This is a genomic window from Campylobacter sp. MIT 12-5580, assembly GCF_005406235.1.
In the GTDB taxonomy this organism is placed as follows: Bacteria; Campylobacterota; Campylobacteria; order Campylobacterales; family Campylobacteraceae; genus Campylobacter_D.
Genome location: NZ_NXLK01000001.1, coordinates 31,463 through 57,099 on the forward strand (window position 1 = coordinate 31,463; position 25,637 = coordinate 57,099).

General features: G+C 36.7%; 28 protein-coding genes and 1 pseudogene. 6 read left to right on the forward strand and 23 right to left on the reverse strand.

Annotated elements, in window-relative coordinates; all coding sequences use genetic code 11:
- Nucleotides 1-54: 54 nt before the first annotated feature.
- From flgE to recA, 10 genes are all read right to left on the reverse strand, one after another.
- Nucleotides 55-2,757: a flagellar hook protein FlgE gene (gene flgE, locus CQA38_RS00155; RefSeq protein ID WP_137631986.1), complete on the reverse strand. Its 2,703-nt coding sequence runs from the start codon at nt 2,755-2,757 to the stop codon at nt 55-57.
- A gap of 534 nt (nt 2,758-3,291) precedes the next feature.
- Nucleotides 3,292-3,795 (reverse strand): DUF2393 family protein, encoded by a 504-nt coding sequence (locus tag CQA38_RS00160; protein WP_137631987.1) that lies wholly within the window; start codon nt 3,793-3,795, stop codon nt 3,292-3,294.
- A complete protein-coding gene (locus tag CQA38_RS00165) occupies nt 3,795-4,325 on the reverse strand; it encodes a DUF2393 family protein (protein WP_137631988.1) in 531 nt (176 codons plus the stop codon). The genes CQA38_RS00160 and CQA38_RS00165 overlap by 1 nt, the downstream gene beginning before the upstream one ends.
- 16 nt (nt 4,326-4,341) lie before the next feature.
- Nucleotides 4,342-5,400 (reverse strand): SPFH domain-containing protein, encoded by a 1,059-nt coding sequence (locus CQA38_RS00170; RefSeq protein ID WP_137631989.1) that lies wholly within the window; start codon nt 5,398-5,400, stop codon nt 4,342-4,344.
- 11 nt (nt 5,401-5,411) lie between these two features.
- Entirely contained in the window at nt 5,412-6,332 is a 921-nt protein-coding gene (gene ilvE / locus CQA38_RS00175) for a branched-chain-amino-acid transaminase (RefSeq protein ID WP_137631990.1), read from the reverse strand.
- 92 nt (nt 6,333-6,424) lie between these two features.
- Nucleotides 6,425-6,568 (reverse strand): hypothetical protein, encoded by a 144-nt coding sequence (locus tag CQA38_RS09160; RefSeq protein ID WP_170999446.1) that lies wholly within the window; start codon nt 6,566-6,568, stop codon nt 6,425-6,427.
- Entirely contained in the window at nt 6,568-7,239 is a 672-nt protein-coding gene (locus CQA38_RS00180) for an AMIN domain-containing protein (protein ID WP_137631991.1), read from the reverse strand. Before CQA38_RS00180 ends, CQA38_RS09160 begins: the two co-directional genes overlap by 1 nt.
- Nucleotides 7,226-7,381 carry a hypothetical protein gene (locus CQA38_RS09165; protein ID WP_170999447.1) on the reverse strand — a complete coding sequence of 52 codons (156 nt, stop codon included), beginning with the start codon at nt 7,379-7,381 and terminating at the stop codon, nt 7,226-7,228. The genes CQA38_RS00180 and CQA38_RS09165 overlap by 14 nt, the downstream gene beginning before the upstream one ends.
- A 116-nt stretch (nt 7,382-7,497) precedes the next feature.
- The gene (gene eno / locus CQA38_RS00185; RefSeq protein WP_137631992.1) at nt 7,498-8,739 is read right to left on the reverse strand and encodes a phosphopyruvate hydratase; all 1,242 of its coding nucleotides are present in this window, start codon (nt 8,737-8,739) and stop codon (nt 7,498-7,500) included.
- A complete protein-coding gene (gene recA / locus CQA38_RS00190) occupies nt 8,736-9,767 on the reverse strand; it encodes a recombinase RecA (protein ID WP_137631993.1) in 1,032 nt (343 codons plus the stop codon). Before recA ends, eno begins: the two co-directional genes overlap by 4 nt.
- Nucleotides 9,768-9,951: 184 nt before the next feature.
- Here recA and CQA38_RS00195 point away from each other — a divergent pair, with 184 nt between their 5' ends.
- From CQA38_RS00195 to CQA38_RS00205, 3 genes are read left to right on the forward strand one after another with little or no spacing between them, the layout of a single operon-like run.
- A complete protein-coding gene (locus tag CQA38_RS00195) occupies nt 9,952-10,815 on the forward strand; it encodes a menaquinone biosynthesis family protein (protein ID WP_137631994.1) in 864 nt (287 codons plus the stop codon).
- 59 nt (nt 10,816-10,874) lie between these two features.
- The gene (gene fliQ / locus CQA38_RS00200) at nt 10,875-11,141 is read left to right on the forward strand and encodes a flagellar biosynthesis protein FliQ (protein WP_137631995.1); all 267 of its coding nucleotides are present in this window, start codon (nt 10,875-10,877) and stop codon (nt 11,139-11,141) included.
- Entirely contained in the window at nt 11,138-11,914 is a 777-nt protein-coding gene (locus CQA38_RS00205; protein ID WP_137631996.1) for a UDP-N-acetylmuramate dehydrogenase, read from the forward strand. The genes fliQ and CQA38_RS00205 overlap by 4 nt, the downstream gene beginning before the upstream one ends.
- Here CQA38_RS00205 and CQA38_RS00210 read toward each other — a convergent pair.
- The 5 genes from CQA38_RS00210 to CQA38_RS00230 form a co-directional block, all read right to left on the reverse strand.
- A complete protein-coding gene (locus CQA38_RS00210; RefSeq protein ID WP_137631997.1) occupies nt 11,907-12,668 on the reverse strand; it encodes a hypothetical protein in 762 nt (253 codons plus the stop codon). The genes CQA38_RS00205 and CQA38_RS00210 overlap by 8 nt on opposite strands.
- A gap of 9 nt (nt 12,669-12,677) precedes the next feature.
- Nucleotides 12,678-13,442 (reverse strand): 3'(2'),5'-bisphosphate nucleotidase CysQ, encoded by a 765-nt coding sequence (locus CQA38_RS00215; RefSeq protein ID WP_137631998.1) that lies wholly within the window; start codon nt 13,440-13,442, stop codon nt 12,678-12,680.
- A gap of 38 nt (nt 13,443-13,480) precedes the next feature.
- Nucleotides 13,481-14,749 carry a citrate synthase gene (locus CQA38_RS00220; RefSeq protein WP_137631999.1) on the reverse strand — a complete coding sequence of 423 codons (1,269 nt, stop codon included), beginning with the start codon at nt 14,747-14,749 and terminating at the stop codon, nt 13,481-13,483.
- 114 nt (nt 14,750-14,863) lie between these two features.
- Nucleotides 14,864-16,057, reverse strand: a complete 1,194-nt coding sequence (locus CQA38_RS00225) for a cation:proton antiporter (protein ID WP_137632000.1) — start codon at nt 16,055-16,057, stop codon at nt 14,864-14,866.
- Entirely contained in the window at nt 16,038-16,874 is an 837-nt protein-coding gene (locus CQA38_RS00230; protein ID WP_137632001.1) for a biotin synthase, read from the reverse strand. The genes CQA38_RS00225 and CQA38_RS00230 overlap by 20 nt, the downstream gene beginning before the upstream one ends.
- Before the next feature lie 125 nt (nt 16,875-16,999).
- Between CQA38_RS00230 and CQA38_RS00235 the strand changes: the two genes are divergently transcribed.
- On the forward strand, nt 17,000-17,497 hold the full coding sequence (locus tag CQA38_RS00235) for a flagellar FLiS export co-chaperone (protein ID WP_137632002.1): 498 nt from the start codon (nt 17,000-17,002) through the stop codon (nt 17,495-17,497).
- Nucleotides 17,498-17,535: 38 nt separating this feature from the next.
- Here CQA38_RS00235 and ung read toward each other — a convergent pair whose 3' ends face one another.
- The 6 genes from ung to modA form a co-directional block, all read right to left on the reverse strand.
- On the reverse strand, nt 17,536-18,225 hold the full coding sequence (ung, locus tag CQA38_RS00240) for a uracil-DNA glycosylase (RefSeq protein ID WP_137632003.1): 690 nt from the start codon (nt 18,223-18,225) through the stop codon (nt 17,536-17,538).
- A gap of 111 nt (nt 18,226-18,336) precedes the next feature.
- The gene (locus CQA38_RS00245) at nt 18,337-20,133 is read right to left on the reverse strand and encodes a PhoX family phosphatase (RefSeq protein WP_249355130.1); all 1,797 of its coding nucleotides are present in this window, start codon (nt 20,131-20,133) and stop codon (nt 18,337-18,339) included.
- A gap of 71 nt (nt 20,134-20,204) precedes the next feature.
- On the reverse strand, nt 20,205-21,089 hold the full coding sequence (locus CQA38_RS00250) for an ATP-binding cassette domain-containing protein (RefSeq protein WP_137632004.1): 885 nt from the start codon (nt 21,087-21,089) through the stop codon (nt 20,205-20,207).
- A gap of 8 nt (nt 21,090-21,097) precedes the next feature.
- Nucleotides 21,098-21,778, reverse strand: a complete 681-nt coding sequence (gene modB / locus CQA38_RS00255; protein ID WP_249355133.1) for a molybdate ABC transporter permease subunit — start codon at nt 21,776-21,778, stop codon at nt 21,098-21,100.
- Between the two features lie 3 nt (nt 21,779-21,781).
- Nucleotides 21,782-22,165 (reverse strand): hypothetical protein, encoded by a 384-nt coding sequence (locus tag CQA38_RS00260; RefSeq protein ID WP_137632005.1) that lies wholly within the window; start codon nt 22,163-22,165, stop codon nt 21,782-21,784.
- On the reverse strand, nt 22,166-22,915 hold the full coding sequence (modA, locus tag CQA38_RS00265; RefSeq protein ID WP_137632006.1) for a molybdate ABC transporter substrate-binding protein: 750 nt from the start codon (nt 22,913-22,915) through the stop codon (nt 22,166-22,168).
- Nucleotides 22,916-23,088: 173 nt separating this feature from the next.
- Between modA and CQA38_RS00270 the strand changes: the two genes are divergently transcribed.
- Entirely contained in the window at nt 23,089-24,081 is a 993-nt protein-coding gene (locus tag CQA38_RS00270; protein ID WP_137632007.1) for a putative sulfate exporter family transporter, read from the forward strand.
- 2 nt (nt 24,082-24,083) lie between these two features.
- Here the strand turns inward: CQA38_RS00270 and CQA38_RS00275 are convergent, their stop codons facing one another.
- Both CQA38_RS00275 and CQA38_RS00280 read right to left on the reverse strand, forming a co-directional pair.
- A complete protein-coding gene (locus CQA38_RS00275; RefSeq protein ID WP_137632008.1) occupies nt 24,084-24,401 on the reverse strand; it encodes a multidrug efflux SMR transporter in 318 nt (105 codons plus the stop codon).
- 80 nt (nt 24,402-24,481) lie between these two features.
- A pseudogene (locus CQA38_RS00280) lies at nt 24,482-24,820 on the reverse strand (multidrug efflux SMR transporter); the annotation flags it as partial.
- A gap of 237 nt (nt 24,821-25,057) precedes the next feature.
- Here CQA38_RS00280 and CQA38_RS00285 point away from each other — a divergent pair.
- Nucleotides 25,058-25,636: a cytochrome c3 family protein gene (locus CQA38_RS00285; RefSeq protein WP_137632010.1), complete on the forward strand. Its 579-nt coding sequence runs from the start codon at nt 25,058-25,060 to the stop codon at nt 25,634-25,636.
- The last annotated feature ends 1 nt before the right edge of the window (nt 25,637 follow it).

Here is a 25,637-nt window from a genome sequence, read left to right on the forward strand (position 1 = left end):
GATTTTAAGCCCAGCCCACTTAGGCTAGGCTTAGCTTAAAAAGCTTTTAAAAGCTTATTGTTTAAGCTGTATGAGTGTGTTTAGCAACTGATCGCTTGTTGTGATCGTTTTTGAGTTTGCTTGATACGCTCTTTGTATGATGATGAGATTTGTCAAGCTTGTGCTAAGATCAGCATTTGAGCTTTCAAGTGCTGAAGTTTGCATTGTGCCTCGTCCGCCTGTGCCTGAAGTGCCTATGGTTAAGTCCCCAGAGTTTGCACTGACGCGGTAGAGGTTGCCTCCCATATCTTCAAGCCCAGCATCATTTGTTACATTACCCATAGCTACACGAGCAAGGACAAGTTGGATTCCATTATCAAAGCTTCCGATGATATTGCCTTGTTGATCCACGCGGATATTTTCCGCACCTTGTCTTAAAGAGCCCGGTTTATAGCCGTCTGTTTGTTGTTTTTGTAAGGCTGAGGTTTGATCGTTGCTGACAAGTCCATCAAAGTCCCCAGAAGAACCCAAATTCAAAGAAATTTGTTGATTTGGTGCTGAGCCGTTGTTTCCGCTAAAATTAATCGTTCTTGGGCTATATGAGATCAAAGAGCCATCATTACCAAAACGCACATTTCCTACGACTATATTTGTTGGACCATCACCTGTAGTGTTGATCGTAGCAGGTTCTGGCACTTTTATAATCATTTGCCATTCATTACCTCCATCAAGTGTGGTGGATTGTTTTACCCACTCAACACTGATAAGATGTTCAGTTCCTAAAGAGTCAAAGACTTGCAAAGAAGCCCCAAAGGCACTTAAAGCTAAGTCTTTGGTGGATTTGTTTGCTGTGCCGGTGTTAAGATTGCCTTCCCAGCCTTGAAAGACATTTGAAAAGGCTGTATTTTTACTGATCGTTCCAGCTGCGTCTTGATACTCTGTAGCTTGGAAATTCATATTTTTAGGATCAGCGGTTAAAGCACCACCAAGCACACCACCTGCCGTTTGTGTTAATTGTGGTGTTGTGGTGGTTTCATTTGGATTTGAGATCACATAGTTTCCAGTTTCATTGACTACAACCTTGACTTTTTCATTCAAATCGCCTGTGCCATGTGTGCCTGTGCCATCATAATCCACCCCATACCTTGCATCTCTTTGCAAAAGCTCTCTTAAGTCTTCTGTTGAGTGAAATACCCTTGTGTCGCTATTTTTAAGACTACCATTCACAACAGCGTTGTAGTAGTTTTGTGAAGCCACACCTTGATCGGTAGCTGGCCACTGATAATTAGCTGCACCAGCGTTTTGTTCTACGCCTGGAGTATATTGCATTCCACCATCTGGATTAATCATCGGTGATAAATTTTGAGCCGAAGAACTATAAGTGTATTTGTGAGCGGTAATAACTCGCACGCTATTAAGGGTTAGGTTGCTAGTGGCATCTGTGCCATATGCAGCTCCTACACCAAAGGTTATGGTTGCACCAGCTGTTCCAGCACCATTTATAGTCGCTGTAACATTTGTGCCATCAGCAGTCCATAAAGATGGAGTTCCAGTTTGTCCAACTGGAGCAGTTCTTGCTAAGGCAGTTGTAGTAAATGTTTGAGTGGCTGCATCATAAGTGATATTATGTGCTTCACCGGCTGTGTTAGCAGCATTGACTACTAAATTGATATTTTTCATACTATCAGTTGTGCCGTTTGCATTGGTATTGATAAAGTCTATACCTGAACCATCAGCATTTTTTACCGCTCTTACACCTGTGCCCTCTCTGGTATCTGTAGCTGCGGTAAAGGTGTTGATGTATTGGATCGCTTGATCAAGGCTAGTGATAGTGTTGTTTTGTATAGCAACGCCATTTATCGTGATATCTAAATTTACGGTATTTGGTTGCACATTGCCATTTGTGCTTCCCCAAAATGCAGCGGTTTGACTTTGAGTTAAATTTGGATCAAAAGCATTAAGTCCAGTTTTATTTGTGCTAAACTCAGCATCAGCAAAACTCATCCAAATGCCTTGTCCATCACGAACATTTAAGCTTTGATATGAATCACCATCAAACAAAGAAGCAAAATCCACACCTTTTTCAGTTACGGCTTGCTCGTTGTTTGAAGTGGTATAAAACTGCGTTGTGCCACTATCGTTTTCATCAGTAGCTTGTCCTGTTTTGGTGTTGTAATTATACACTGAATCAAGGCTATAAATCACTCTTGAAGTTGCTTCATCGATCTTTAAGCCACTATTTAAAGAAGCATTAAGATAAATTTGTGAGCTAGGATTTGCTGGAAGTTGCATAGCAGGATCCCAGCTGATATTGCCTGCTGGCACGGTGGTATCAACGCGTCCTGTGGTAGGGTTTCTTACCCAGCCTTGCACGACATAACCTGAAGCATTGACAAAATTTCCAGCCGCATCAACATTAAATGCGCCGTCTCTTGTGAGGTATTTGCTGTCTCCGCCATCATCACTCACTAAGAAAAATCCATTTCCATTGATCGCTATATCATAGTTGCTATCTGTTCTTGTGATACTTCCTTGTGAGTGGATACGATAAGTTGAGTTTGCATTTACACCAAGCCCGATTTGCATCGCATTTTGTCCGCCTAGTTCGCCTGTTGGACGCGTAGCGATAGCCATAGTTTGAGAAAACATAGTGCTGTAATTAACACGAGAGTATTTAAAGCCGTTGGTGCTAACATTGGCGATGTTATTACCCTCAACATCCATACCGATTTGGTGCATTCTAAGTCCAGATACTCCAGACCAAAGTGATCTCATCATAGTGAATCCTTTATGAAATATTGTTTGCAATACATAAGCAAGAAGTGTTCCAACTTTTGAAAATCTTGAGGAAATTTAAGAGAAAAGAAGGAGGTGGTAAAGGCTTGCTTATACAAAGGCAAGATTTGGTTTTAAGGGGATTTTGTCATTGCAAACTTTTTGAAAAAACAAAACAAATCCGCAAAATATAAAGAATTTACTTTTGCAAACTTTTTATATTAAGCACTTTTAAAAGCAAGTTCAGTTATAATGCTTCTCGTTTAAGTGCTTAACTTCTTTTCGGTGCGGAAAGGAGAGCTTGATTTGATAGGTAAGTTTTTAAAAATTCTTATTTTGATACTTGAGCTTATCAGGGAGCTTTTAAAACTCCTTGACAAAACTCTATAAATTCCAAACTAAATTATACAAAACGCCCGCTTAAGCATAACTTAAACACAAATCAAGCACCCTTAAGAAGTCGCGGGCTGGGTGCTTTAAAGCTTGATAAAAAACAATCACTTTACCCCTTACAATGATACAAAAATTTAAAAGAGCTTATATACAATGTAAAAGATGATAAAACTCGACATTCACAAACTGCGGTGGAAAGGGAATTTGAGCTTGAAAGTCTTTGTAAGTATTTCCGGGCAGGGTTTTGATGATCTGTATATCATAATGCACGCTGTTTGAGCCTCTTTGGATGGTTTTACTTGAGTCTGCTTTAAAAGCTCCTTCGCCACCACCGACTTTGTTTGTTATGGTGAGTTCTAAAAAACATTTATTGATGTCAAATTTGGTTTTATTTGTTACTCTGCCACTGATGACAACGCTTTCGGTGCGAAGATTTCTTATGAATTTGACATTTGAAATTTCAGCTTGTTTGGTGTATTGTTCTATGGTTAAAAAGAGTGAATATATCAGTATGGAAGTGATGAGTATATTGATAAAATAGCACGCTATAGCAGTGTGAAGCTGTTTTACCTTGATAAAGATAATCACACAGCCTAGCACAAAAGCAAGCAAGCACACTATACATACGATAAAATGAAAGATAGTCATTAAAAACACTCGCTTTGAAGTTTTACTGAAAAATTGTTTTCGTGGCTTAAATTTTCAAAGTTAATGCGTTGATCTTTGCTTTGTCCTTTTAAAAGTTCATCTATGGTTTTGCTTTTTACGCGTATGGGGATATACTCGCTTTTTAAACGCGTGATAAAACTAGCGTTTGCGTCGGCTTGATCGTAAATTTTGGCTTTAACTTTGCAGTATTTGAAGTTGTATTTTGAGTCATTACTAATGCTAAAGTCAAGGGCGAAATTTGAACTGCCATAAAAATTTTCATTGACTATATTTACAGCTCTTTGACGCACTTTTGAGTCTATGAACTGGTATCCATACACAGCTAAACACGAACAAAAGATAAAGTTAAACAAGATGAGTAAAGTAGCGATGATAGGGGAATTTCGCAAAAAAGCGACAAATAAAAGCACGCAGATAAAGATAAAAACAACGAGCAAGGCAAATAAAAAATCCACTGGATAAAGGTGCTTAAGATAAAAGAGTAAATTTTCTCTTAGCCCATCTGCCATGCTCGTTTCCTCTTTGCTATCTTGTGCCTACTGAGCTTTGTTGTTTGGTATCTTTGGTATCTACCCAGATATTTGGCACTGATCCGCCCGGTGTTAGAAAGATTTTTGCGTCTTTGTTGTTTTGTAGGGCTTCGTTAAATTTGCCTTGCACTTCGATTTGCTTTAAATTTAAAAGCGGGTTATTTAGGCTTTGTGCGATTTCTTTGTTTGCATAAGCTTGCGCGTCAGCTTCTATACGTGCTGCGTCTGCTCGTCCTTTTGAGCTAATGATGGTTGCGTTTGCTTCACCTTCTGCTAAAGTCGCTTTTCTAATAGCTTCTTGAGTGGCGCGTTCGGCTTCTTGTCTAGCGATTTGCACTCTTTCGATTTGTTCTTTTACGCTTGCTGGAAGTATGATTTCTCTTAAATGCACATCTTGAAGCCATACCGGCGCATTTTGTAAAGAAGTGATGGTTTTAGTAATGCCATCATTAATCTGCTGTGCGATAGCGTTACGATTGGCTGGTAATTCTTCTGCGGTGTATTTGCCGATCACGCTTTGAACCACATCGCGCACGGTTGGATCGATGATTTTGTTTTCCCAGTTAAGATTATAAAGGGCTATGGTGCGTGAAACTTCATCTGGATTGAGGCTGTATTTAACCGTGATATTAACAAGCACGGTTAAGCCTCTTGAGTCAAGCACAGAAATAGAGCTTTTTTCAACTATGCCCGAGCTTTGCTGAATCGTCGTTGGAGCTTCTGAGGTAGTGTAAGTCATCTGTCTTTGGCGAGTATCTACGATAATGATTTTTTGAAAGATAGGCACGAAAAAATGAAGCCCTGAATTTAAAGGCACGGGATCATAACTTCCTGTGGTTACTTTGATACCTTTTTCACCTTCATTAACTATAGCAAAGGGCTTTGCAAGCACTAAGATAAGCACAAGGATAATGAGAGTGTAAATGAGCGGAGAAAATTTACCAAAGCCTTTGAAATTAAATTCCGGGGCTTTGAAATTAAAGCTTTGTTTGTCTTTGTTGCCACTTGAGTTGCCGTTTTTTTTGTTAAAATAATCATTTAAATCTGCTGGCATTTATGTCCTTTTCAGTTGATATAAGTTAAAAATGAGCTGAATTTCTCGTTGCGTCCATACACCACATCAAAATACGCATCTTGTATAAGCTTAGTAAGCTCACCTCGCTGTCCTTGCCCTATAATGCGTGCGTCTATATTGTTAATCGGTGTAACTTCAGCTGCTGTGCCTGTGAAAAAAGCTTCATCAGCGGTATAAACTTCATCTCTTGAAATTCTTTGGCGTCTAACTTCTAAATTCAGCTCTTCAGCGATCTTAATCACGCTATCTTGAGTGATACTTTTAAGTGAAAAATCGTTTGGTGGAGTGATTAAAACGCCATTTTTAACGATAAAAAAGCATTCACCTGTGCCTTCAGCCACAAAGCCTTCTTCATCAAGCATTAATGCTTCTTCATAGCCTGCTTCTATGGCTTCATATTTTGCAAGCTGTGAATTTAAGTAGTTTGCGCTTGCTTTTGCTTTACCCATAGAGCTTTTGACTGAATTTCTTGCAAAACTTGAAATTTTGACTTTTATACCTTTTTTCAAGCCTTCTTCGCCAAGATATGCTCCTACTTCCCAAGCAGCAATTGCTGTGCGAACGGGTGCGTTTTTATGATACACACCCATAGTGCCATCGCCTAAAAATATAATAGGGCGAAGATAGGTATTTGTCTTAAATTCATTTGCTTTAATAAGTTCAATTTGAGCTTGTTCTAGCTCATTTTGAGAATAAGGGCAATCAATCAGCGTGATTTTAGCACTTTCTAATAATCTTTTTGTGTGATCTTGCAAGCGATAAATAGCCAAGCCTTTATCTGTTTTATATACACGAGTTCCTTCAAACACAGCATTTCCATAGTGTAAAGAGTGAGTTAAAACATGTACAGTTGCGTCTTTAAAATCAATGATCTTACCATCCATCCAAATTTTTTTTGCTTCAGCTTTCATGGATTTACCTTTCTTGTATTTGCAAATAAAAGCGTTATTTTATCACAAATAAGCTAATATTTAGTTTTTTATTTCAAGCTTTTTTGTTTTTATCAAGATAAAAAAAACACAAAGGCGATAAGGGCATAAAAAAGCACAAGAGCTAAAGCAAAGAAAAAATGAGCTTGCAAAAGCATATACAGCACCACGCCCAGATAACAAAGCGAGATAAAAAGTAAATTTTCTTTTGTTGGCATTATAAAAGGTGTAAGGTGTAGCCGCTAGCGTCTTTTTCAAGGCGGTAATTATACTTGCCGTCCATATAAATAACAAGGCGGTAATAACCTTTGTGCGAGCCAAGTATCATTCTTGTGAAAGGTGTGTTTGAGCCAAGTTTGATGTTTTTGGTATTAAAGGCAGTGTCTCTTTTAAAATCAAGCACGATTTTGCTTGGATTTCCCACGATAAAATCGCTAATCATCTCATCTTGAGTGTTGATTTTAATGCGGTTATTAAAGCTTGCAAAAGAGATAAATTCTTCAAGTTTGCCATTGTTTTCTGGGAATTGAAATTCAGTGCTTGAATTAAGTTCAGCTTCTGTAGGAAGAGCTTTTTCTGGTATAGTAACAGATACATCAAGCACGGCTGTAGAATTTGGCTTTGAAGCCTTGCTAAGTAAGTAAAGGTTGTGCCAATCTATGCTTTTGTTGATATCCACGACTAGAGTTTTTGTCGAGCCATCAAGGGCTATGTATTCAAGTTGAATGCTTTTTAAAATCCTAGCGTCTGAATTAAAGCGAATTTCAGCTTTATCAAATTCTGGTGCAATAGCGTTTTGATCTATGCTTTGAGGGCTGATAAAGGGGCTTTGATCAGCGTTTAAACTCAAACATAATAAAAAAATAAAAAATAAATTATTTGTTTTCATTTGGATACAGTCCTTTGAGTTCAAAATACTCTTTTTGCGCCAAAGCATTTTGTGTCTTTAGCCATGCGATGCGTTGATTAAGCTCTTTTTTAGTGGCTTCAAGGGCAAGCAAGGTTTCAAGCGAGCTTTGCCCAAAAAGCATATTACCAAAATAAATCGCTGCGATGATCGCACAAAAGCCATACGCGCAAAGCCTTAATAGCTCTTTGCGGAATTCTTTTTTACGAGTGCGCTCATCGTATTCTTTGAGTAAATCGCTCAGAGTTTATCTCCTATAAATTCATCATTTGAAAGCTCTATCTCAAGCAAGCGGTTGTATTTTGCGGTGCGTTCAGCTCTTGCTAAAGCTCCTGTTTTAATCTGCCCTGTGTTTAAAGCCACAGCAAAATCAGCGATAAAATCATCTTCACTTTCTCCAGAGCGGTGACTCATCACGCATTTGTAATTATGCCTTTGAGCTAAACGCACGGTTTTCATCGTTTGTGTGATGGTGCCGATTTGATTTGGTTTGATTAAAACAGCATTTGCCATTTTTTTAATGATACCCTCACGCAAAATTTCTTCATTAGTTACAAATAAATCATCGCCCACAAGCTGAATTTTCTTACCCAAAGCTTCAGTAAGCTTGATCCAACCATCATAATCATCTTCAGCCAAACCATCTTCAATACTACAAATTGGATACTTCGTACAAAGTTCTACATAGCGGGCGATTAAGTCCTCACTTGAAAAGCTCTTGCCCTCAAGCTCGTATTTGCCGTTTTTGTAAAGCTCTGTGCTTGCAACATCAAGGGCGATTTTGACTTTATTTTCATAGCCTGCTTTTTTGATACAAGTCATTAAAAGCTCGATAGGCTCGGTATTATTAGCTAAATTTGGAGCAAAGCCTCCCTCATCGCCAAGTGCGGTTGAATGCCCTAAGCTTGCAAGCTCGCTTTTTAAGCTTGCATAAATTTCACACACTGCTCTTAAAGCCTCTTTAAAACTAGTAAAACCATAAGGCATAATCATAAATTCTTGAAAATCCACGCTATTGTTTGCGTGAGCGCCTCCATTGATGATATTACACATTGGCACTGGTAACACGCTTGCGTTTGCTCCGCCTAAGTATCGATATAAAGGGATATTCAGCGAATTTGCAGCTGCGCGCGCTACTGCCATACTTACGCCTAAAGTCGCATTTGCTCCTAAATTTGCATAATTTTTACTGCCATCAAGTTCAAGTAAGCTTTGATCGATCTTGTTTTGATTAAAAGCGCTTAAGCCTCTTAAATTTTGAGCAATTGTGCCATTGACATTTGCCACAGCCTTTAAAACGCCCTTGCCGCCAAATCGTTCATCTTTATCTCTAAGCTCTAAGGCTTCTTTTGAACCTGTGCTTGCTCCGCTTGGAACTATAGCAGCTCCGACTGAGCCATCTTCAAGTAAAACTTCTGCTTTTATGGTTGGATTGCCCCTGCTATCAAGCACTTCAAAGGCTCTTATGTCTTTGATTTTCATTCTTCTTCCTCCTCTTTATCATCACTTGTCAAAGCTCCTTCTATACCCATAGAACCTTGTATGGCTGTGACTATTTCTTCAGCTATGGCTGGATTTTCTTTCAAGTAAGCCTTAGCATTTTCTCTACCTTGTCCTAATTTGCTCGCCTTATAAGAAAACCACGCTCCGCTTTTATCGATAATATCAAGCTTTACACCATAATCAACGATTTCGCCTTCTTTAGAAATTCCCTCGCCAAACATCACATCAAATTCAGCTTGCTTAAATGGCGGGGCGACTTTGTTTTTAGCTACTTTTACCTTAACGCGGTTGCCAATTGGCTCTTCATTTTGCTTTAAAGTGGCTATCCTTCTTACATCTAAACGCACTGAGGAGTAGAATTTCAAAGCATTTCCCCCTGTGGTAGTTTCTGGAGTGCCATAACCCATAGCGCCTATTTTCATACGAATTTGATTGATGAAAATCACGGTGCAGTTCATTTTATGCACTATGCCAGTAAGTTTTCTTAAGGCTTGACTCATCAAACGCGCTTGAAGTCCCACATGCTGATCGCCCATATCTCCTTCTATCTCAGCCTTTGGCGTAAGGGCTGCCACGCTATCAACGACGATAAGATCAATTGCCCCACTTCTAGCTATGGTTTCAACGATTTCTAAGGCTTGCTCGCCAAAGTCTGGTTGAGAGATGTAAAGATTATCTGTATCTACGCCTAAATTTTTAGCATATTTTACATCAAGAGCGTGTTCAGCGTCTATAAAAGCACATACTCCACCAGCTTTTTGACACTCTGCAATGATATGAAGGGTAAGGGTTGTTTTACCGCTGGCTTCTGGTCCATAAATTTCTATAATCCTACCCTTTGGCACACCTCCTATGCCAAGAGCAAGATCAAGCCCAACTGAGCCTGTGCTGATAAAGTCAATGTGTTCGACTTCTTTGTCACCAAGTCTTAGTATAGTGCCTTTACCAAAGGTTTTATCTAGGCTTTTTAAGGCTGCATCAAGGGATTTTTTCTTGCTTTCATCCATACTCTTTCCTTTGTAAAATTCAAAGTTTTATTTTACACCATTTATGTTTAAGGAAAGTTTTATTTCGTATAAAAAATGAAAAATTTCTATCCAAGCATTTAAAATACTTGATTTTAGCTCAGTAAAATTAGCTAAAAAGTGCTATAATATAGCCTTGTTTTAAAAATTTACAAAAAGGCTTGAAGTGAAAAAGTTAGTTGAAGTGGCTCATTCTCCTGATGCTGATGATATTTTTATGTATATGGCGATTAAGTTTGGCTGGTGTGGCGAGGAGTTTTGTTTTAAAAACTCAGCCCTTGATATACAAACGCTTAATGAAAAGGCTTTAGAAAATGTTTTTGATGCAAGTGCCATTTCTTTTGCCCTGTATCCTTTAATCGCTGATGAATACGCTCTTTTACGCACAGCAGTAAGCTTTGGCGAGGGTTATGGTCCAAAGCTCATCAAGAAAAAAAGCACGCACTTAAAGTCAAATTTCAAAGTCGCTTTAAGTGGAGCAAATACCACAAATGCTTTAATCTTTCGCCTTAAATACCCACAAGCTCGCATAGTATATAAAAATTTCCTTGAGATAGAAGCAGCGGTGCTAAGTGGGGAAGTTGATGCGGGCGTGCTTATCCATGAAAGCATTTTGGATTTTGATGAAAGCTTGTGCGTGGAGGTTGAAATTTTTGATCTTTGGCTTGAGTTTGCAAAAGAAAATTTACCCTTACCACTTGGTGGAATGGCTTTGCGTCGTTCTTTACCGCTTAGCGATGCGATTAAAATAGAGCAAATTTTAACTCAGGCTGTAAGTTTAGCTGATCATAACCGCTCTATCTTAAGCAAAATGCTTTTGCAAAGGGGCTTAATCCGCGTTGATGAAGCAAAACTTCATACTTATCTTGATTTGTATGCAAATAAAAACTCCATTAGTATGAATGAAATTCAGTTTAAGGCTGTAGATAAGCTTTTTGAGCTTGGTTTTAAGGCTGGATTTTATGATAAACTCATTCAAAGCAAGGATTATCTTATCCCGCTTGAGTATGAGGCTTTAAGAAATTCATAATTTTGCGTTTAAAATGATGAAATTTAAGCTATAATTAGGCAAAAATGAAGAGGAATTAAATGGAAAGTTCTTTAGTAGCTTTAGGCGTGCAAACTTTTAAGGTAACGCTTATGCTTTCTTTACCTATGCTTTTGGCTGGGCTTATCGCTGGGCTTATCATCTCTATCTTTCAAGCTACAACGCAGATCAATGAAATGACACTTTCTTTTGTGCCAAAGATTTTGCTTGTTGTGGTGGTGCTAATCTTTTTAATGCCTTGGATGATGAATACTATGATTGACTTTACCACAGGGATTTTTGAGCAAATTCCAACTTTTATACGATGATTGTTGATTTTAAAAAATACTCAAGCGTTCGCATAGGTGAGGCGTTTGAGGTTGAAGTTTTAGATACTAAGCGTGAATTTAAGGGCTTTGTTGTAGGTGGAGCAAATAATTTACTTGTTTCGCCAAGCCCTAAAAAACTTGCTCTTTTGGGAAAAGAATTTGACTTTATTGAAGTTATGGAGCAAAACTCAAGCTTTTGCACGTTAAAAATAGGCTGTGCGTGCAATGCCAAAAAAATCTATCTTTTTGCCAAAAAATACAATCTTGCCGGCTTTGAATTCTTAGGCAAAATCCCCGGGCTTTTAGGTGGGCTTTTAAAAATGAATGCTGGCTTAAAAGATGAAAATATCAGCAAAAATCTTTTAAGTATAAGCACTGCTAATAAAGAGCTTTTAAAGCAAGATTGCGCCTTTTCTTACCGCTGTTGTGGGGTAAAAGAAGTGATATTTGAAGCGATTTTTAAGCTTGAATACGGCTTTGATGAAAAGAAAGATGAGGCTTTAAAACAAGCTAGAAACAACCAGCCAAATGGGGCAAGTTTTGGCTCTATCTTTAAAAACCCAAAAGATGATTTTGCAGGAAGGCTTATCGAAGCTGTGGGGCTTAAGGGCTTTAAAAAAGGAGATGCCATGATAAGTCAAAAGCATGCAAATTTTCTCATCAATACCAAAAACGCAAGTTTTGAAGATGCTCTTTTTTTGATAGAATTGGCTCAAAAAAGAGTATTTGAGGAATTTGGCATTCATCTTGAAAAAGAAGTTATTATCATTTAAGTTTTGTGGCAAGCTTGGAGAAATAATCTTTTAAAAAAGAGCTGATTTCCTCGATACTAAGCTCATAGTTTGCTTGAGCTTCTTTTTGCTTTAAAAGATCAAAGTAAAAGCTTAGGTATTCGTTTTTGATGATTTTGTTTGTGCGTAAATTGACGATTTTATATAGCACGCCGATTTTTGCGACTTTTTTTTGCATGAGCCATTTTTTTTGAATTTCTAGCTCGAAATTATCTAGCACTATGAAAAGTATGTATTCAGGGGCTTTTGCATACATTCTTTCAAGATCAGCTTCATAGTTGAGTAAATTTGATATATCAAACATAAGATGCTTTTTATCTTTGCTTAGAGCAGTAAAGTTGCTTGGAGTTTGATAAAGTATGTTATTTTGCTTGTTTAAAAGCTCTAAGCTTCTTTCAAGGCTTACTTTTTCAACAAAACGTTCAAAGATATCTGCGCTGAGTTCATTTGCACTTGCATTAAACTCTTCTAAATCAAGTTTAAAAGCTGTGCTAAAGCCGGTTAAAAGCACGAAGTCTTTGGAGCTATCCTCATAACGCAAATATAAATTATTTTTTACCAGCTCTTTTGAGCTATCAAATAAGGCTTTTTCGTCGTTTGAAATTTGGCTTTGCCCTAGATCAATAAGCGTAAAATCATCATTTGCTTCAAGTTTGATGATGATTTTATTGGCAAATTCATTACCAAAACAAAAGCTTAGTGAGAGCACAAAAAGAAAAATAAGAATTCGAATCACAAAAAGTTCCTATAAGATAATAGTATGAAAATTTTCTTTTTTACTTAAAGCGATAAAACCAGGGCATAAGAAGCTTTTTTGATTGTAAAGTAAGGGCGTATGATTAAAATCACACATCAAGCCTTCATTTTGATTGATTAAAAAATCCCCAGCGGCTATATCCCAAGAATGCAAGCTTTCAAAACGATGATAAATGCCAGCCTTTCCTTCAAGCAAGAGCTTAAATTTAAGTGCTGAACTGATCTTAATCGTCTCAAGAGCGTTTTGATCTAAAAAGGTTTGGTTTTTTTCGTTTGGGTGATGTACGCTAACAAGAGCTGTTTTTTCGCTTGCTTTAAATGCTTTTTCATCTTTTTGAAGTAAGGTGTCGTTTTTATATACTTTGCTTTCTTTGTGTGCGTAAAAGCATTCATCTGTGCTGGGTTGTTTGATGATACTTAGAATTGGTCTTTGATCTTTTATTAAAGCGATAAGTATGCAGTATTCATCACTTCCTTTGATAAAGCCTTTTGTGCCATCAAGCGGATCGATAAGCCAGAAATGCTTTAAGTGCTTTCTTTCGTCATAACTTATAGGCTTTTCTTCAGAGCAAATAGGAATATCGCTTTGACTTAAAATTTCGATCAAAGCTTCATTTGAAGCTAGATCAGCAGAGCTTAAGGGGCTTAAATCATCTTTTTGCCATACCTTAAAATCATTTTTTACATTTAAGATAGCTTTAGAAGCCTTTGAGCTAGCTTCTAAAGCGATACTAAGCAAGCGATCAAGATTCATTTTACCCCTTTATATGAGCGTGATTATAGGGTAAAAGATTAAACCTTTGGTTTTTCTCCGATGTAAAGTTGTCTTGGACGCACTATCTTAAGGCTTTCTTGTTCTTTAAGCTCTATCCACTGAGCGATCCAGCCCGGAGTTCTACCGATAACAAAAAGCACAGCAAACATTTCATTTGGTATGCCAAGAGCTTTTAGGATAAGTCCGCTGTGAAAATCCACATTTGGATATAAATTGCGACTTACAAAATACTCATCACTTAAAGCGATCTCTTCGATACGAGCAGCGACTTTAATCAAATTTGTATCAATATCTATAGCATCAATAAGCTCATCTCTAAGCTTTTTAAGCACTTTTGCACGAGGATCAAAGTTTTTATACACTCTATGCCCAAAGCCCATAAGTCTAAATGGATCGTTTTTATCTTTTGCTTTTTTGATAAACTCATCAACGCGATCTGGCGTGCGTATCATCTCAAGCATACGAATCACCCCTTCATTTGCTCCTCCATGAGCATGCCCCCAAAGCGCACCTATACCAGCACTAATACACGCATAAGGATGAGCATGTGTTGAGCCAACAGCACGAACGGTTGAGGTTGAAGCGTTTTGCTCATGATCAATATGAAGCATAAAAACCGTGTCTAAAGCTTTAATCTCAATAGGCTTAAGCTCAACATGATCATAAGGATAAGTGCGAAGCATATATAAAAAGTTTTCAGTAAAACCGCGATCTAAATTTGGATAGGCTGGCGGAAAGCCGTGTTTATAGCGATAAGCTGTAGCTGCGATAGTAGGCATTTTAGCGATGATTCGTGCTGCCATTTCCATATATTCTTCTTTAATATCCATATTTAAATGATCTGGATAAAAGGCTGAAAGTGAGCTTGTTGCAGCTTGTAACACAGCCATAGGATGAGCATTATCCGGAAATGCATCAAAAATTTTACACATACCCTCATGGATAAAAGAACGTTTTTTAAGCTCATAGCGAAAGGATTCAAGACGTTCTGGACTTGGAAGCTCTTTATATAAAAGCAAATACACCACATCTAAAAAGAGTTTGTTTTTAGCAAGCCATTCTATAGGATAGCCCCTGTGCATTAAAACTCCATTTTCTCCATCTATATAGGTGATCTCACTTTTACAACTTGCTGTTGAGGTAAAACCCTCATCATATGAAAATAAACCAGTTTGCTTATAAAAGCTTGACATATCTACTACGCTTGGTCCTATAGAAGCGTTATAGATCGGAAATTCGTAGCTTTTGCCATTTCTGTTGTCTGTTACGCTGATTGAATCTGACATTGTCGTTCTCCTTGTTAAGTTATGTATAAGATATACTAACAAAAAAGGGCTTAATTTACTCTCAGCTTTGAAAGGCAAAAAGTCAAATTTGAGTATAAAAGTAACTTTTTTAGTTTAAGCTTTATATTCATTTGTTACTTTTTTAAAGTTTGCGATAAGTTTAATCAAGCTCATCGCAAATACAGCCTCAAGTAAAGCTGTTAAAATCAAGGCTGAATAAAGCTCAAAATCAATAACCTTTGCATTAAAACCAAGCGTAGCCGTGGCGATAAGTAAAGTTAAAGGCATGGAGTGGCTGAGTGCAAATAAAATGGTATTTTTAAGCTCAAGTTTTTTAAGAAATACCAAAGCACAAACAAGCCTTAAGCCAATCATCGCCAAAAGCAAATACAAAGCATCTTCAAGCACACCTAGTTCTACAAGCAAGTGTAAATTTAGCGTTGAGCCTATATAAATGAAAAAAATCGGGATTAAAAAGCCATATCCAAAGCCAGCAAGCTTTTCTTCTAAGTCTTTTTTGTGGTTGAAAAAAGTCGCGATAAATGAGCCTGCTATAAAGGCTCCAAGTGCGATTTCAAGATGAGCTAGTATCATAGTGATGATGACAAGGATTAAAATCGCCATACAAAAGCGAATATCTTTTTCGTTTTTATCCTGCCAAGGCATTAAAACAAGCCTTAAATTTGGATACCACCAAAAAAGAATGCCTAAAATTTTAAAACCAAACAAGCAAAAGACTAAAAATGCAAACAAATAAAGTAAATTTAGCCCCACATCAAACAAAGTCGTATCCTGCAAAAATGCCCCTGTGATAGTAAGCAAGATGATACTGACAACTTCAGCTAAAGTCGCTACAAGCATAGCAAGATTAAGCCACTCACAATCCTTACCAAAGTCTTTAAACAAAATAGATAAAAGCCCAACGCTCATCACCGGTAAAATAATGACAAAAATAAGACTCAGCCCATAAGCACTCACAGCGATAAAACTGATAAGGTAAAGCAAGATGATATAAAAAATACTGCGCTTAAAAATACTTTTTTGCATAGTAAAAAAAAGTCTTAAATTCACTTCCATACCAGCAATAAACATCAAAAAATAAAAGCCAACATTAGCTAAAAGTTGAAAATTCTCGCTCTTTCCCACAAAGCCAAAAAACGCCGCTAAAGCCCCAAGTATGATCTCAGTAGCTGAAACAGGCAGCTTTAAAAGCTTAGCTATATAAGGTGATAAAAGCAAAACACAAGCGATAACAAGTAAAATTTTAAGATCGATTAAAGCTTGAGCGTCAATGGCATTGTGTAACAAAGCTAAATCCCCTTTTTTCAAGCTCTTGTATGTCTTTGCAAGCTTCTTCGCCTTTGGTGGTAAGATAATCCCCTATCACTACAGCACTTGCTCCATACTCAAACACTTCATATTGTCTTTCTTTTAGCACGGCTTCACGCCCACCAGCGATCATAATATGTGTGTTTGGTAAGTCTTTTTTGCTTTGTTTGATGATATTTAAGGCTTCATCTGTGCTGAGTTTTTTAGGCTTGATTGAAAAATTTTCATTGTGTATAAAAAAATTAATCGGTGAGGAAAAAGGCTCAAGCTCTTTTAAACTCTTTCTAAAACTTATCCTATCATCTTCACTCTCACCAAGTCCATAAATTCCACCACAGCAAAGCATAAGTCCGGCTTCTTTGGCGTTTAAATTCGTCTCAAATCTGCTTTGCCAGCTGTGTGTACTACAAATTTGGGGATAAAATTCTTTTGAAGTTTCAAGATTGTGATTATATGAAAATACCCCGGCCTTAACAAGTTCTTTGCACTGATCAAGGCTTGCAAGTCCGTTACAAGCGATAAGCATGAGTTCAGGCTCAGCCTTTTTTACCGCATGAGCTGCTTTACAAATATACTCAAGCTTAGTATCATCAAGCCCAAGTCCAGCACTCACCAAACAAAAGCCTAGAGCGTGGTTTTTCTTTGCCATTTTTGCTTCAAGCACGATTTGTTCTATATCTTTTTGTTTATATTTAATGATATCAGTTTTTACAAAACGACTTTGAGTGCAGTATTTGCAGTCTTCAGAACAATTTCCACTTGAGATATTACAGATCGCGCAGAGCATTATTTGCATAATTTTGCCTTATATTTAAAATTTAAAGTCTGTATTTTAGCAAAATTTATATAAAAACAAAAACTTTATTTTTGGAACGATTTTTGCTTTTCTTTAAATATAATTTTAGATTTGAAGGAAAAACAATGAGCAAAGAGCTTGAAATTTTCAAAAAACACTTAGGTGAGGTAAAGGCACAGGGCGAATTTAACGCGAAGCAAGTTTGCACGCAAATCAATGACGCGAATGATTTTATCGGTGCTTTGCAAGTTTTGGATTTGTCCTTAAAAAAGATCGAGCAGAATTTAAAAGCAAGGATAGATGAAGATTTAAGTGAAGAACAAAAAAGAGGGCTTGACGCACAGACTTCTCAACTTATCCAAAATAGCTCTTTTATGGGAAATTCTTTATTTGATAATAGCTTTTCAATCGGCGTTTCAGGGCAAAGCTTTGCTTTTGAGATACAAAATCCTTTGCTTGTGCTTGAAAAAAGTGATTATAAAGGTGTTTTAGCTTATATAGAAGATAAAAGAGAAGAGATAGAAAATCTGCTCCTTGATCTTGCAACCGCCATTAGCTTAGGCACTCCAAGCAATAATTTCATGGGCGCAAATGACTTTGACTTTAAAGGCTTATTTCGCTAAAAATTTCAGCTTTATTCAAAGCTGAAATTTGTTTTTAGCTAAGCATTTAAATCCCACTCAATAGGCTTTTTACCTTGTTTTATAAGCCATTCATTGCTTTTTGAAAAATGCTTACAGCCTAAAAAACCTGTGCGAGCAAGTGGGCTAGGATGAGCTGCTTCTAAAACAAGGTGTTTGTTTGTATCAATAAGGCTTTTTTTAGAGCGAGCAAAATTTCCCCACAGCAAAAATACCAAGCCTTGTTTTTCCTTACTTAAAAGAGCGATAACTGCGTCTGTAAATTCCTGCCAGCCAAAGTTTTGATGACTTGCTGCTTTGTTTGCTTCAACGCTAAGAATGGCATTTAAAAGCAAGACTCCTTGCCTTGCCCACTTGCTTAAATCCCCATTTTTGCTTGGTTGTATGCCAAGATCGGCTTGTAATTCTTTGTAAATATTGATTAAAGATGGTGGCACACGCACGCCATTTGGCACGCTAAAACTTAAGCCCATAGCCTGATTTGGCTGATGATAAGGATCTTGTCCGAGCAAGATGATTTTAAGCTCATTTAAAGGCGTGAGATTAAAAGCATTAAAAGTAAGTTTGGCTGGAGGATAGATAGTTTTGCCATTTTGCAAAGCCTGTATATAATTTTGCTTAATCCTTGAAAAAAAAGGCTCAAAAAAGAGAGGCTTTAAAAAATTTTTCCAGTCCTCATTCATGGCTATATCTTCAAGCTTGATTTGCATTTTTTTCCTTATTTTAAGTAGTTTGAGTGCGAATTTGTATGAAAGAGTATAATAAAAAAGCTTAAAATACAAGCTTGCCTTAAAATCAAAAGCAAGCTTGTGTATAGAAATTTAGCTTCCTATGACGCCTCCATCAAGCTTTCTTATTTGCATAATAGCAGAACGAGGGGTTTTTCCATAAGGAAAATGTGAATTTGCAAGATTTTCTCCTGGGTGTTGAATGCCTACAAATAAAGTTGTATAATCCTCATTAAAGGCTATACCTGTTACTTCACATGCTACTGGTCCTGTTAAAAAACGTCTTAGCTCTCCTGTGGCAGGATTTGCTGCTAGCATGGTGTTATTTCCCATGCCCTCGTATTCTCCTTTATTTGAGTAGTTGCCATCTGTTTGTATCCAAAGTCTGCCATCTTTATCAAAGGCAAGTCCATCTGGGGAATTGAATTTATTTTCACTGGTGATATTATTTGAGCCTTTATAAAGTCCTTTTTGATTGTCTGGATTGCCAGCAAGTGCAAAAAGCTCCCAAGTAAAAGTATCTTCAGTGTGTGAAATTTTAGGCTCAAAACGTATGATTTGTCCATAAAGATTTTTAATGCGAGGATTAGCAGGATTGGCTTCTTTGCGTTTAGAATTATTTGTAAGCGTTGCAAATACGGCTTTTGAGCCAGCTTGCTTATGACTTGCTATCCATTCACAACGATCCATAGGCGTAGCTCCTACTAAAGTGCCTGCTAAGCGCGCTTTTATAAGCACATCGCCTTGATCCTTAAAGCCATATTCTTGGGTGAGCTTGCCTTTGCCAAATTCAAGTGCAAGCCACTTACCCTCGCCTCTAAACTCATCTTGCTTGCCATTAAACTGAGCCACATATAAGGTGCCCTCATCAAGGATTTTATCACTAGCTTTACCCTTGATAAATTTGTGCTTACTTACAAATTTATAAATAAACTCATTTGCCTCATCATCGCCCATATAAGCTATAACGCTGCCATCTTTTTCTACGATAAGCTCGACATTTTCATGTTTAAAACGTCCAAGTGCGGTGCGTTTAATAGGCGTTGAGTTAGCATTCATAGGATCAATCTCAACCACCCAGCCAAAGCGGTTAGCTTCATTTTTATCATTTGCCAAATCAAACCTAGGATCAAATTTTTCCCAACCATACACGCTTTTAGCTGAAAAGCCATAACGTTTTAAGCTTTCATCTTCAAGTATTTTTTCATCAGAAGAACCAAAAAAATCATCTATATTTTCTTCACAAGTAAGATAAGTTCCCCAAGGTGTTTGTCCATTTGCACAATTATTTAAGGTGCCATAAACAAAGCTTTTACCAGCCAAAACAGCCTTAGTGGCTGCTCCGCTTACGCTCATTTTGGTGTGTGCGTCTATGCGGCGGTTGTATTTTGAGTCTTTTATAACTTCATAATTTTCGCCTTTTTTCGCTATCTCAAAAACAGATACCCCAAGGCTTGCTTGTTCGTATTGTATATCTGTTTTGCTTAAATTTTTACCCTCATGTTTAAACATGATTTCAGGATTGATGTATTCATTATTTACACAAAGTATAGCCCTTTCTTTACTTAGTGGAAAAAAGCTCATTCCATCGGTATTATCGCCAAAAACCCTAGAGGCGTTTTTTACAGAAGCTTGAGTGATATTTTTGCTCTCATCAAAAGCTAAGGCATCGCTAAAAAGGGCATCTCCCCAAGTGATAAGCACCTTTGCTTCATAGCCTTGTGGGACTATAACCTTATCTTCAGTGCTTGATTTTATAGCCTTAAAGCCCAAAAGTTCTTTGTCTTTAAGCAAGCTTGCACTAAGATTTATACCGCCAAAAAAACTTACCATAGAAGCCACAGCAACACCGCGTAAAAAAGCCCTTCTTTCACAGCTCTTTTCTTGCATATTTATCCTTTCATAAAAAATAAAGAATAAAATTTTAATGCTACTAAGAAACTTTTTGACTACATTAAGTTTTATTTTTCAAGTTTAAGTATGAGAGGATTAAAGGCTTTCCCAGCGATGATAAGAGTATCGCCTATCTTAAGTGAGGCGTAATTTTGCTTAAACTCAGCCTCGCTTAGCGTGATTTTAACAAGCTCTTGGTTTATTAAAAGTGTGAGTATGATTAAAATATCAGCTTTTTTAATCTCAAGCACAGTGGCGCTAAATTGTAGTTTGGCTGAAAAGTTTGAGCGTGAAAAAAGCTCGCTTGGCTTGCCATCTTGAATGCATTTTCCATATTCAAGCTTAATCACTCTTGAAGCAAGCTTGTAAATTTCGCCTATATCATGACTTACAAGCAAAGTTGTAAGCTTAAAATGCCTTGTAAGTTTTAAAAGCTCATCTTGTAAAAAGCCTCTCATCTTAAAATCAAGCGCAGATAAGGGCTCATCAAGAAGTAGAATTTGAGGATTAAAAGCTAAGGCTCTAGCTAGAGCTACTCTTTGAGCTTGTCCGCCTGAAAGCTGGTGTGGATAGGCTTTTTCAAGGCTTTTTAAGTTCATTAATTCTAAAAGCTCATCGATCTTTTTTTGCTCGCCTTTTAAAGCAAAGGCTAAATTTTCACGCACATTTAAGTGTGAAAAAAGCGCATAGTCTTGAAAGACAAAGCCTACCTTTCTTTTTTGAGGAGGTAAAAAGATATTTTTATGACTATCTTGCCAAAGCTCATCATTCACCTTTATATAGCCAAACTCTGGTTTTATAAGTCCAGCGATAATGCGTAAAATCGTCGTCTTTCCAGCCCCACTTTCGCCAAATATACACACAAACTCCTCAGCCCTTAGCTCTTTTTGAACTTCTAAAAATGTATCGCCATTTGCTGTTTTCATAGGATGTTTGATGTGGATTTTAATCATTTTTTCGCCTAAAAGGAAGTGAATTTTTTATTGACAAAGAACAAGCTTAAAAGTATGATAAAAGAAAGCGTAAAAAGCACAAAGGCGTATTGGTGTGCTAGAGTGTAATTTAAAGCCTCAAGCTCATCATATATAGCTATGCTAGCAACCAAAGTTTCGCCTTTTTTATGTCCGCCTATCATCATCACAACGCCAAATTCGCCTATAGTATGAGCAAAAGCTAAAACACAACCTGTAAAAATACCTACCTTTGAGCTTGGTATAATCACTCTTAAAAGTGTGATAAATTTGCTTTTTCCTAAGGTATAAGATACTTCAATAAGATTTTTTGGCACACTTGAAAAAGCACTTTGAATAGGAGAAACCATAAAGGGCAAAGAAAAGATAATGCTAGCAATTACAAGTCCTTCAAAGCTAAAAACAAGCTTTATACCAAAAGTTTCATCCAAAAAGCGTCCAAAAAAATTTGCTGGAGAAAAAGCCATTAAAAAATAAAAACCAAGCACGCTAGGCGGCAGCACCAAAGGCATAGAAACGATAACTTGCACCACGCTTTTAAAACGAAAATTTGTATAAACAAGGGCATAAGCTAAAGCCACAGCTATAAAAAAAAGCAAAAAAGTAGTGATAAAAGCAAGCTTAAAGGTTAAAAATAAGGTTTGTAAAAACTCAGGGTTTAAAATCTGCATATTTTACACTTTTAACATAATATCACTTGGCTTTATATAGCCAAAAATCTTTTGTGAAGGAGCTAAATTTAAAAGCTCAAAGGCTTCATTACTCAGCAAAGCACTTAAATTATCTTTAAAAAAAACTTGGCTAAGAATTGCTCCTTTTGTAAAGCTTTGAATTTCTAAGCTAAGCTTATTTTCAACGCCTAAAAGCACTTCTTTAGAGCTTAAGATCAGCTCATCTTCTTTAAAAAGTAATTCTATGTTTGAGTTGAGCTTAGCATGCAAAGAAGGAAAATCAAGCATTAAGACATTAAAAATTTCCCCTCGCTCAAGCTCAACTTTTACAAGAAAAATTTCATCTTTGTGATGAAAGCTTAGGATTTTTCCAGCAAGCACATTCATTTATCTTGTGCCAAAGCCATATTTTTCAATGATAGCCTTGCCTTCTTTAGAAAGCACAAAATTTGAAAACTCAGTGGCAAGTTTTTTGCTCTTAGCGTATTTTGTGATGACAAAACTTTGCTCAAGTGGGCTAAAAAGCTTACTATCAACAAGCACAGCTTTACCTTTTGGCTTATTTACAGGTGAAACTAAAGAATAAGCAACTATGCCAACTTCAGCAGCAGCTGTATCAACATGAATAACAGGTTGAGAGATATTATCGCCTAAGACGATTTTATCTTTAAAAATATCATAAATTTTTAAGTTCTTAAGACTTTGCTCAGCTGCTACTCCATAAGGAGCGACTTTTGGATTGGCTATGCTTAAGTGTTTTATGTCTTTTGCTTTGCTTGCAAGAGCTTCTAAGCCACCTTGTAAAAACTTCTCATCAAGAGAGTAAAGAGCCACAACGCCTAGAGCATACACAGCTGGCTTAGTGATAGCATTGCCATCTTTTTCAATCTGTGCGGCGTATTTTGCATCAGCTGAAAAGAAAAGATCAAATTCACGCCCCTCTTTTAAAAGCTGATAATGCTTGCCAGAAGCCCCAAATATAAGCTCAACCTCATCTTTTGGGTGTTTTTTGATAAACTCATCTTTAACCTCTTGCATAGCTTTTGAAGCTGAAGAAGCTACAAATACGCTGATTTTCTCAGCCCACAAAGAACTTGCAAGTAATAAACTTGCTAAAACAAAAAGCATTTTTTTCATTATTTTTCCTTAAAAATTAAAATTATGTTATTGTAGCATAATTTATTTCTATTTTTATTTTAAAATTGCATAATTTTTATTTGGGTGTGAAGGTGTTATTTCAAAAAAATAAATGCAAATTTGTTTTGAATTTTTACACAAAATGCTATAATTTTTAGTTTTAAGGAAAAATAATGTCAAATTTTATCAAAGGTTTTGCACTTACTTCTTGTCTTGCTTTAATGGGCTTTTTTCTAGCTAAGCTTTCTTTTTTTGAGGCTTTGCATCTTTCGCCTTTAATCATAGCCATTGTTTTAGCAGCGTGTTTATCACCTTTGTATCTTAAGGTGCATTCAAATTTTGATAAAGGTGTAAGCTTTAGTGCGAAAAAATTGCTTCGATTTGGCATTATTTTGTATGGTTTTAATGTCTCGCTTTTAGATATTGCAAATGTCGGTATAAGTGGAGTTTTGCTTGCTTTATGTGTTGTTGTATTTGTTTTAGGGCTTGGAATTTATATAGGCGTGCGGTATTTTAAGATAGATAAAGAACTTGCGATCTTAATCAGTGGTGGAAGTGCGATCTGTGGAGCAGCTGCGGTTTTAGCTTTAGAAAGTGCTTTTCGTAGCAAAGCTCAAAAAAGTGTTATTGCGATCTCCTCAGTAGTGGTTTTTGGGCTTTTATCTATGCTTGTGTATCCTTTGTTGTATTTTAGTGGAATTTTACCCTTTGATGACACGCAAATGGGCGTTTATATAGGACTTACTTTGCATGAAGTAGCAAATGTTGTAGGAGCAGCAAGTAGTATTAGCGATGAAAGTGCGGCTGTGGCGATCATCATTAAGATGATACGCGTGATCTTGCTTGTGCCTGTGCTTTTGATCTTACCTTTGTGCTTTAGTAAAAGCGAACAAGGGGAGAAAAGAAAACTTCATATCCCTTATTTTGCGCTTGCTTTTTTGGCTGTGATAATTTTTCATTCTTTTGTTTCTTTGCCTGAATTTTTACTTGACTTTTTTAAAATTCTTTGCGTTTTAAGTCTAAGTGCAGCTATGGCAGCTTTGGGCTTGCAAATTGATCTTAAAAGCTTTGCAAGTCTTGGAAAAGACGCTTTTAAGCTTGCTTTTGTGCTTTTTGTGATCTTGCTTGTGCTTGGCTTCGTGCTTGTATTTTTCTTTGTGCGTTAAATTTAATGAGAAACAAGCTTTAAACCTACACTACACAGCAAGATAAGCCCTACAAAAACAAGTTTTAAAACATTTTTGCTTTCTTTGAAAAAAAGCACGCCCACGATCACGCCTCCACCAGCTCCTATGCCTGTCCATATCGCATAAGCTGTGCCAGCTGAAATTTCACGCATAGCCAAAGACAAAAAGCCAAAAGAGCACATAAATAAAATAACAATGGCAAGAAAATATATCTTTTTTCCGCTTTGTATGTGCTTTTTCATCGCGATCACACCAAGAATTTCGATACACCCAGCAAGTATTAAACAAAACCAGCTCATTTTATCTCTCCTAAAAGCTCATCTTCAAGCTCGTTTAAACCAAGATCAGAGCTTAATTTCTCCACACTTTCTTCATCATGTTCTTGACTTATAAACTTAAGTCCTATGACGCTAAGTATAAGCACGCTAATAAGAGAAATTTTAAGCCATGAAAAAGGCTCATTAAAGATAAACATTTCGCCTAAAACTACCCCAGCCGTGCCAATACCTACAAATACAGCATAAGCGATACTTACCTCTATCTTTTTCATCGCCAAAATCGCACAGCAAAAAGAAATGAGTATGCCAAGTCCTGTAAAGATATAAAGAGCAAAATTATCAGCGTGTTTAAGCCCATTTACCCAAAAGCACTCAACAATACCTCCAAGTATGATTAAAGCCCAAGCAAGATTAGTGCTGATTTTTGTTTGTTTTTTCACAGCTTTTCCTTAAAATTTGAGTGTAAATTTAAAGCGGGATTATAATAAATTTTAAGCAAACATTGAGTTAATAAGATTTAATTTTGCATCGCTTTAGAATAATATAAAATTTGAAATTAAGCATAATATTAAATTACTATTTTATAAGCATTTAAAAAATTTACTATTTATTTAAGAAATAATTTATTATCTTTAAAATAGAATAATAAAAAATTTAAATTTATTCAAGGAGCAAAAATGAAAAAACTCATTTTCTTTCTTTTAGCAAGTTTTTCTTTGTGTTTTGCTAAAAATGAGCTTTTCAGTGATAAAGTCATCTCGCTTTATCAAAACAAAGACGATACTAAAGTCATTGGCAGGCTTTTGCCAACAAATGCCTTTAGAATTGTTAAAACTGAGGGCGATAAGCTCTTGCTAGAAATTTCAGGTTTTGTAAATCCTAAAGCCCCTTCAGTGCTGTATTTTAACGATTATCAACGCATTATCGTTGCAGCATTTTCTAAAAATGCCAAGCTTCATTTCATCAAGCAAAGCAAAGGTAAAAATGGTAAATGGAACAGAGCGAGCATACAAATGTGGGCTGATAAGGCTGATTTTGCTAAAAGCGATAAAGAAATGCTTGCGCGAGCAAGCTCGCTTTATACGGAAAATTGTGGCATTTGCCATACCGCACACAAGATAAATGAATTTACAGCTAATGCTTGGCCTGCTGTGTTTCGCTCAATGGCTGATCGCACCGGCATTGATAAAGCAGATCGCTGGCTTGTGATTGAATACTTGCAAAAAAATGCAAAAGATTTTAAAAAAGGAAAATAAT

Bases quoted from the DNA above. Each gene is read 5' to 3' on its own strand.
- flgE (WP_137631986.1), bottom strand. From the start codon at position 2,757: ATGATGAGATCACTTTGGTCTGGAGTATCTGGACTTAGAATGCACCAA.
- CQA38_RS00160 (WP_137631987.1), bottom strand. From the start codon at position 3,795: ATGACTATCTTTCATTTTATCGTATGTATAGTGTGCTTGCTTGCTTTT.
- CQA38_RS00165 (WP_137631988.1), bottom strand. From the start codon at position 4,325: ATGGCAGATGGGCTAAGAGAAAATTTACTCTTTTATCTTAAGCACCTT.
- CQA38_RS00170 (WP_137631989.1), bottom strand. From the start codon at position 5,400: ATGCCAGCAGATTTAAATGATTATTTTAACAAAAAAAACGGCAACTCA.
- ilvE (WP_137631990.1), bottom strand. From the start codon at position 6,332: ATGAAAGCTGAAGCAAAAAAAATTTGGATGGATGGTAAGATCATTGAT.
- CQA38_RS09160 (WP_170999446.1), bottom strand. From the start codon at position 6,568: ATGCCAACAAAAGAAAATTTACTTTTTATCTCGCTTTGTTATCTGGGC.
- CQA38_RS00180 (WP_137631991.1), bottom strand. From the start codon at position 7,239: ATGAAAACAAATAATTTATTTTTTATTTTTTTATTATGTTTGAGTTTA.
- CQA38_RS09165 (WP_170999447.1), bottom strand. From the start codon at position 7,381: ATGCTTTTTGGGCAAAGCTCGCTTGAAACCTTGCTTGCCCTTGAAGCC.
- eno (WP_137631992.1), bottom strand. From the start codon at position 8,739: ATGAAAATCAAAGACATAAGAGCCTTTGAAGTGCTTGATAGCAGGGGC.
- recA (WP_137631993.1), bottom strand. From the start codon at position 9,767: ATGGATGAAAGCAAGAAAAAATCCCTTGATGCAGCCTTAAAAAGCCTA.
- fliQ (WP_137631995.1), top strand. From the start codon at position 10,875: ATGGAAAGTTCTTTAGTAGCTTTAGGCGTGCAAACTTTTAAGGTAACG.
- CQA38_RS00205 (WP_137631996.1), top strand. From the start codon at position 11,138: ATGATTGTTGATTTTAAAAAATACTCAAGCGTTCGCATAGGTGAGGCG.
- CQA38_RS00215 (WP_137631998.1), bottom strand. From the start codon at position 13,442: ATGAATCTTGATCGCTTGCTTAGTATCGCTTTAGAAGCTAGCTCAAAG.
- CQA38_RS00220 (WP_137631999.1), bottom strand. From the start codon at position 14,749: ATGTCAGATTCAATCAGCGTAACAGACAACAGAAATGGCAAAAGCTAC.
- CQA38_RS00230 (WP_137632001.1), bottom strand. From the start codon at position 16,874: ATGCAAATAATGCTCTGCGCGATCTGTAATATCTCAAGTGGAAATTGT.
- CQA38_RS00235 (WP_137632002.1), top strand. From the start codon at position 17,000: ATGAGCAAAGAGCTTGAAATTTTCAAAAAACACTTAGGTGAGGTAAAG.
- ung (WP_137632003.1), bottom strand. From the start codon at position 18,225: ATGCAAATCAAGCTTGAAGATATAGCCATGAATGAGGACTGGAAAAAT.
- CQA38_RS00245 (WP_249355130.1), bottom strand. From the start codon at position 20,133: ATGCAAGAAAAGAGCTGTGAAAGAAGGGCTTTTTTACGCGGTGTTGCT.
- CQA38_RS00250 (WP_137632004.1), bottom strand. From the start codon at position 21,089: ATGATTAAAATCCACATCAAACATCCTATGAAAACAGCAAATGGCGAT.
- modB (WP_249355133.1), bottom strand. From the start codon at position 21,778: ATGCAGATTTTAAACCCTGAGTTTTTACAAACCTTATTTTTAACCTTT.
- CQA38_RS00260 (WP_137632005.1), bottom strand. From the start codon at position 22,165: ATGAATGTGCTTGCTGGAAAAATCCTAAGCTTTCATCACAAAGATGAA.
- modA (WP_137632006.1), bottom strand. From the start codon at position 22,915: ATGAAAAAAATGCTTTTTGTTTTAGCAAGTTTATTACTTGCAAGTTCT.
- CQA38_RS00270 (WP_137632007.1), top strand. From the start codon at position 23,089: ATGTCAAATTTTATCAAAGGTTTTGCACTTACTTCTTGTCTTGCTTTA.
- CQA38_RS00275 (WP_137632008.1), bottom strand. From the start codon at position 24,401: ATGAGCTGGTTTTGTTTAATACTTGCTGGGTGTATCGAAATTCTTGGT.
- CQA38_RS00285 (WP_137632010.1), top strand. From the start codon at position 25,058: ATGAAAAAACTCATTTTCTTTCTTTTAGCAAGTTTTTCTTTGTGTTTT.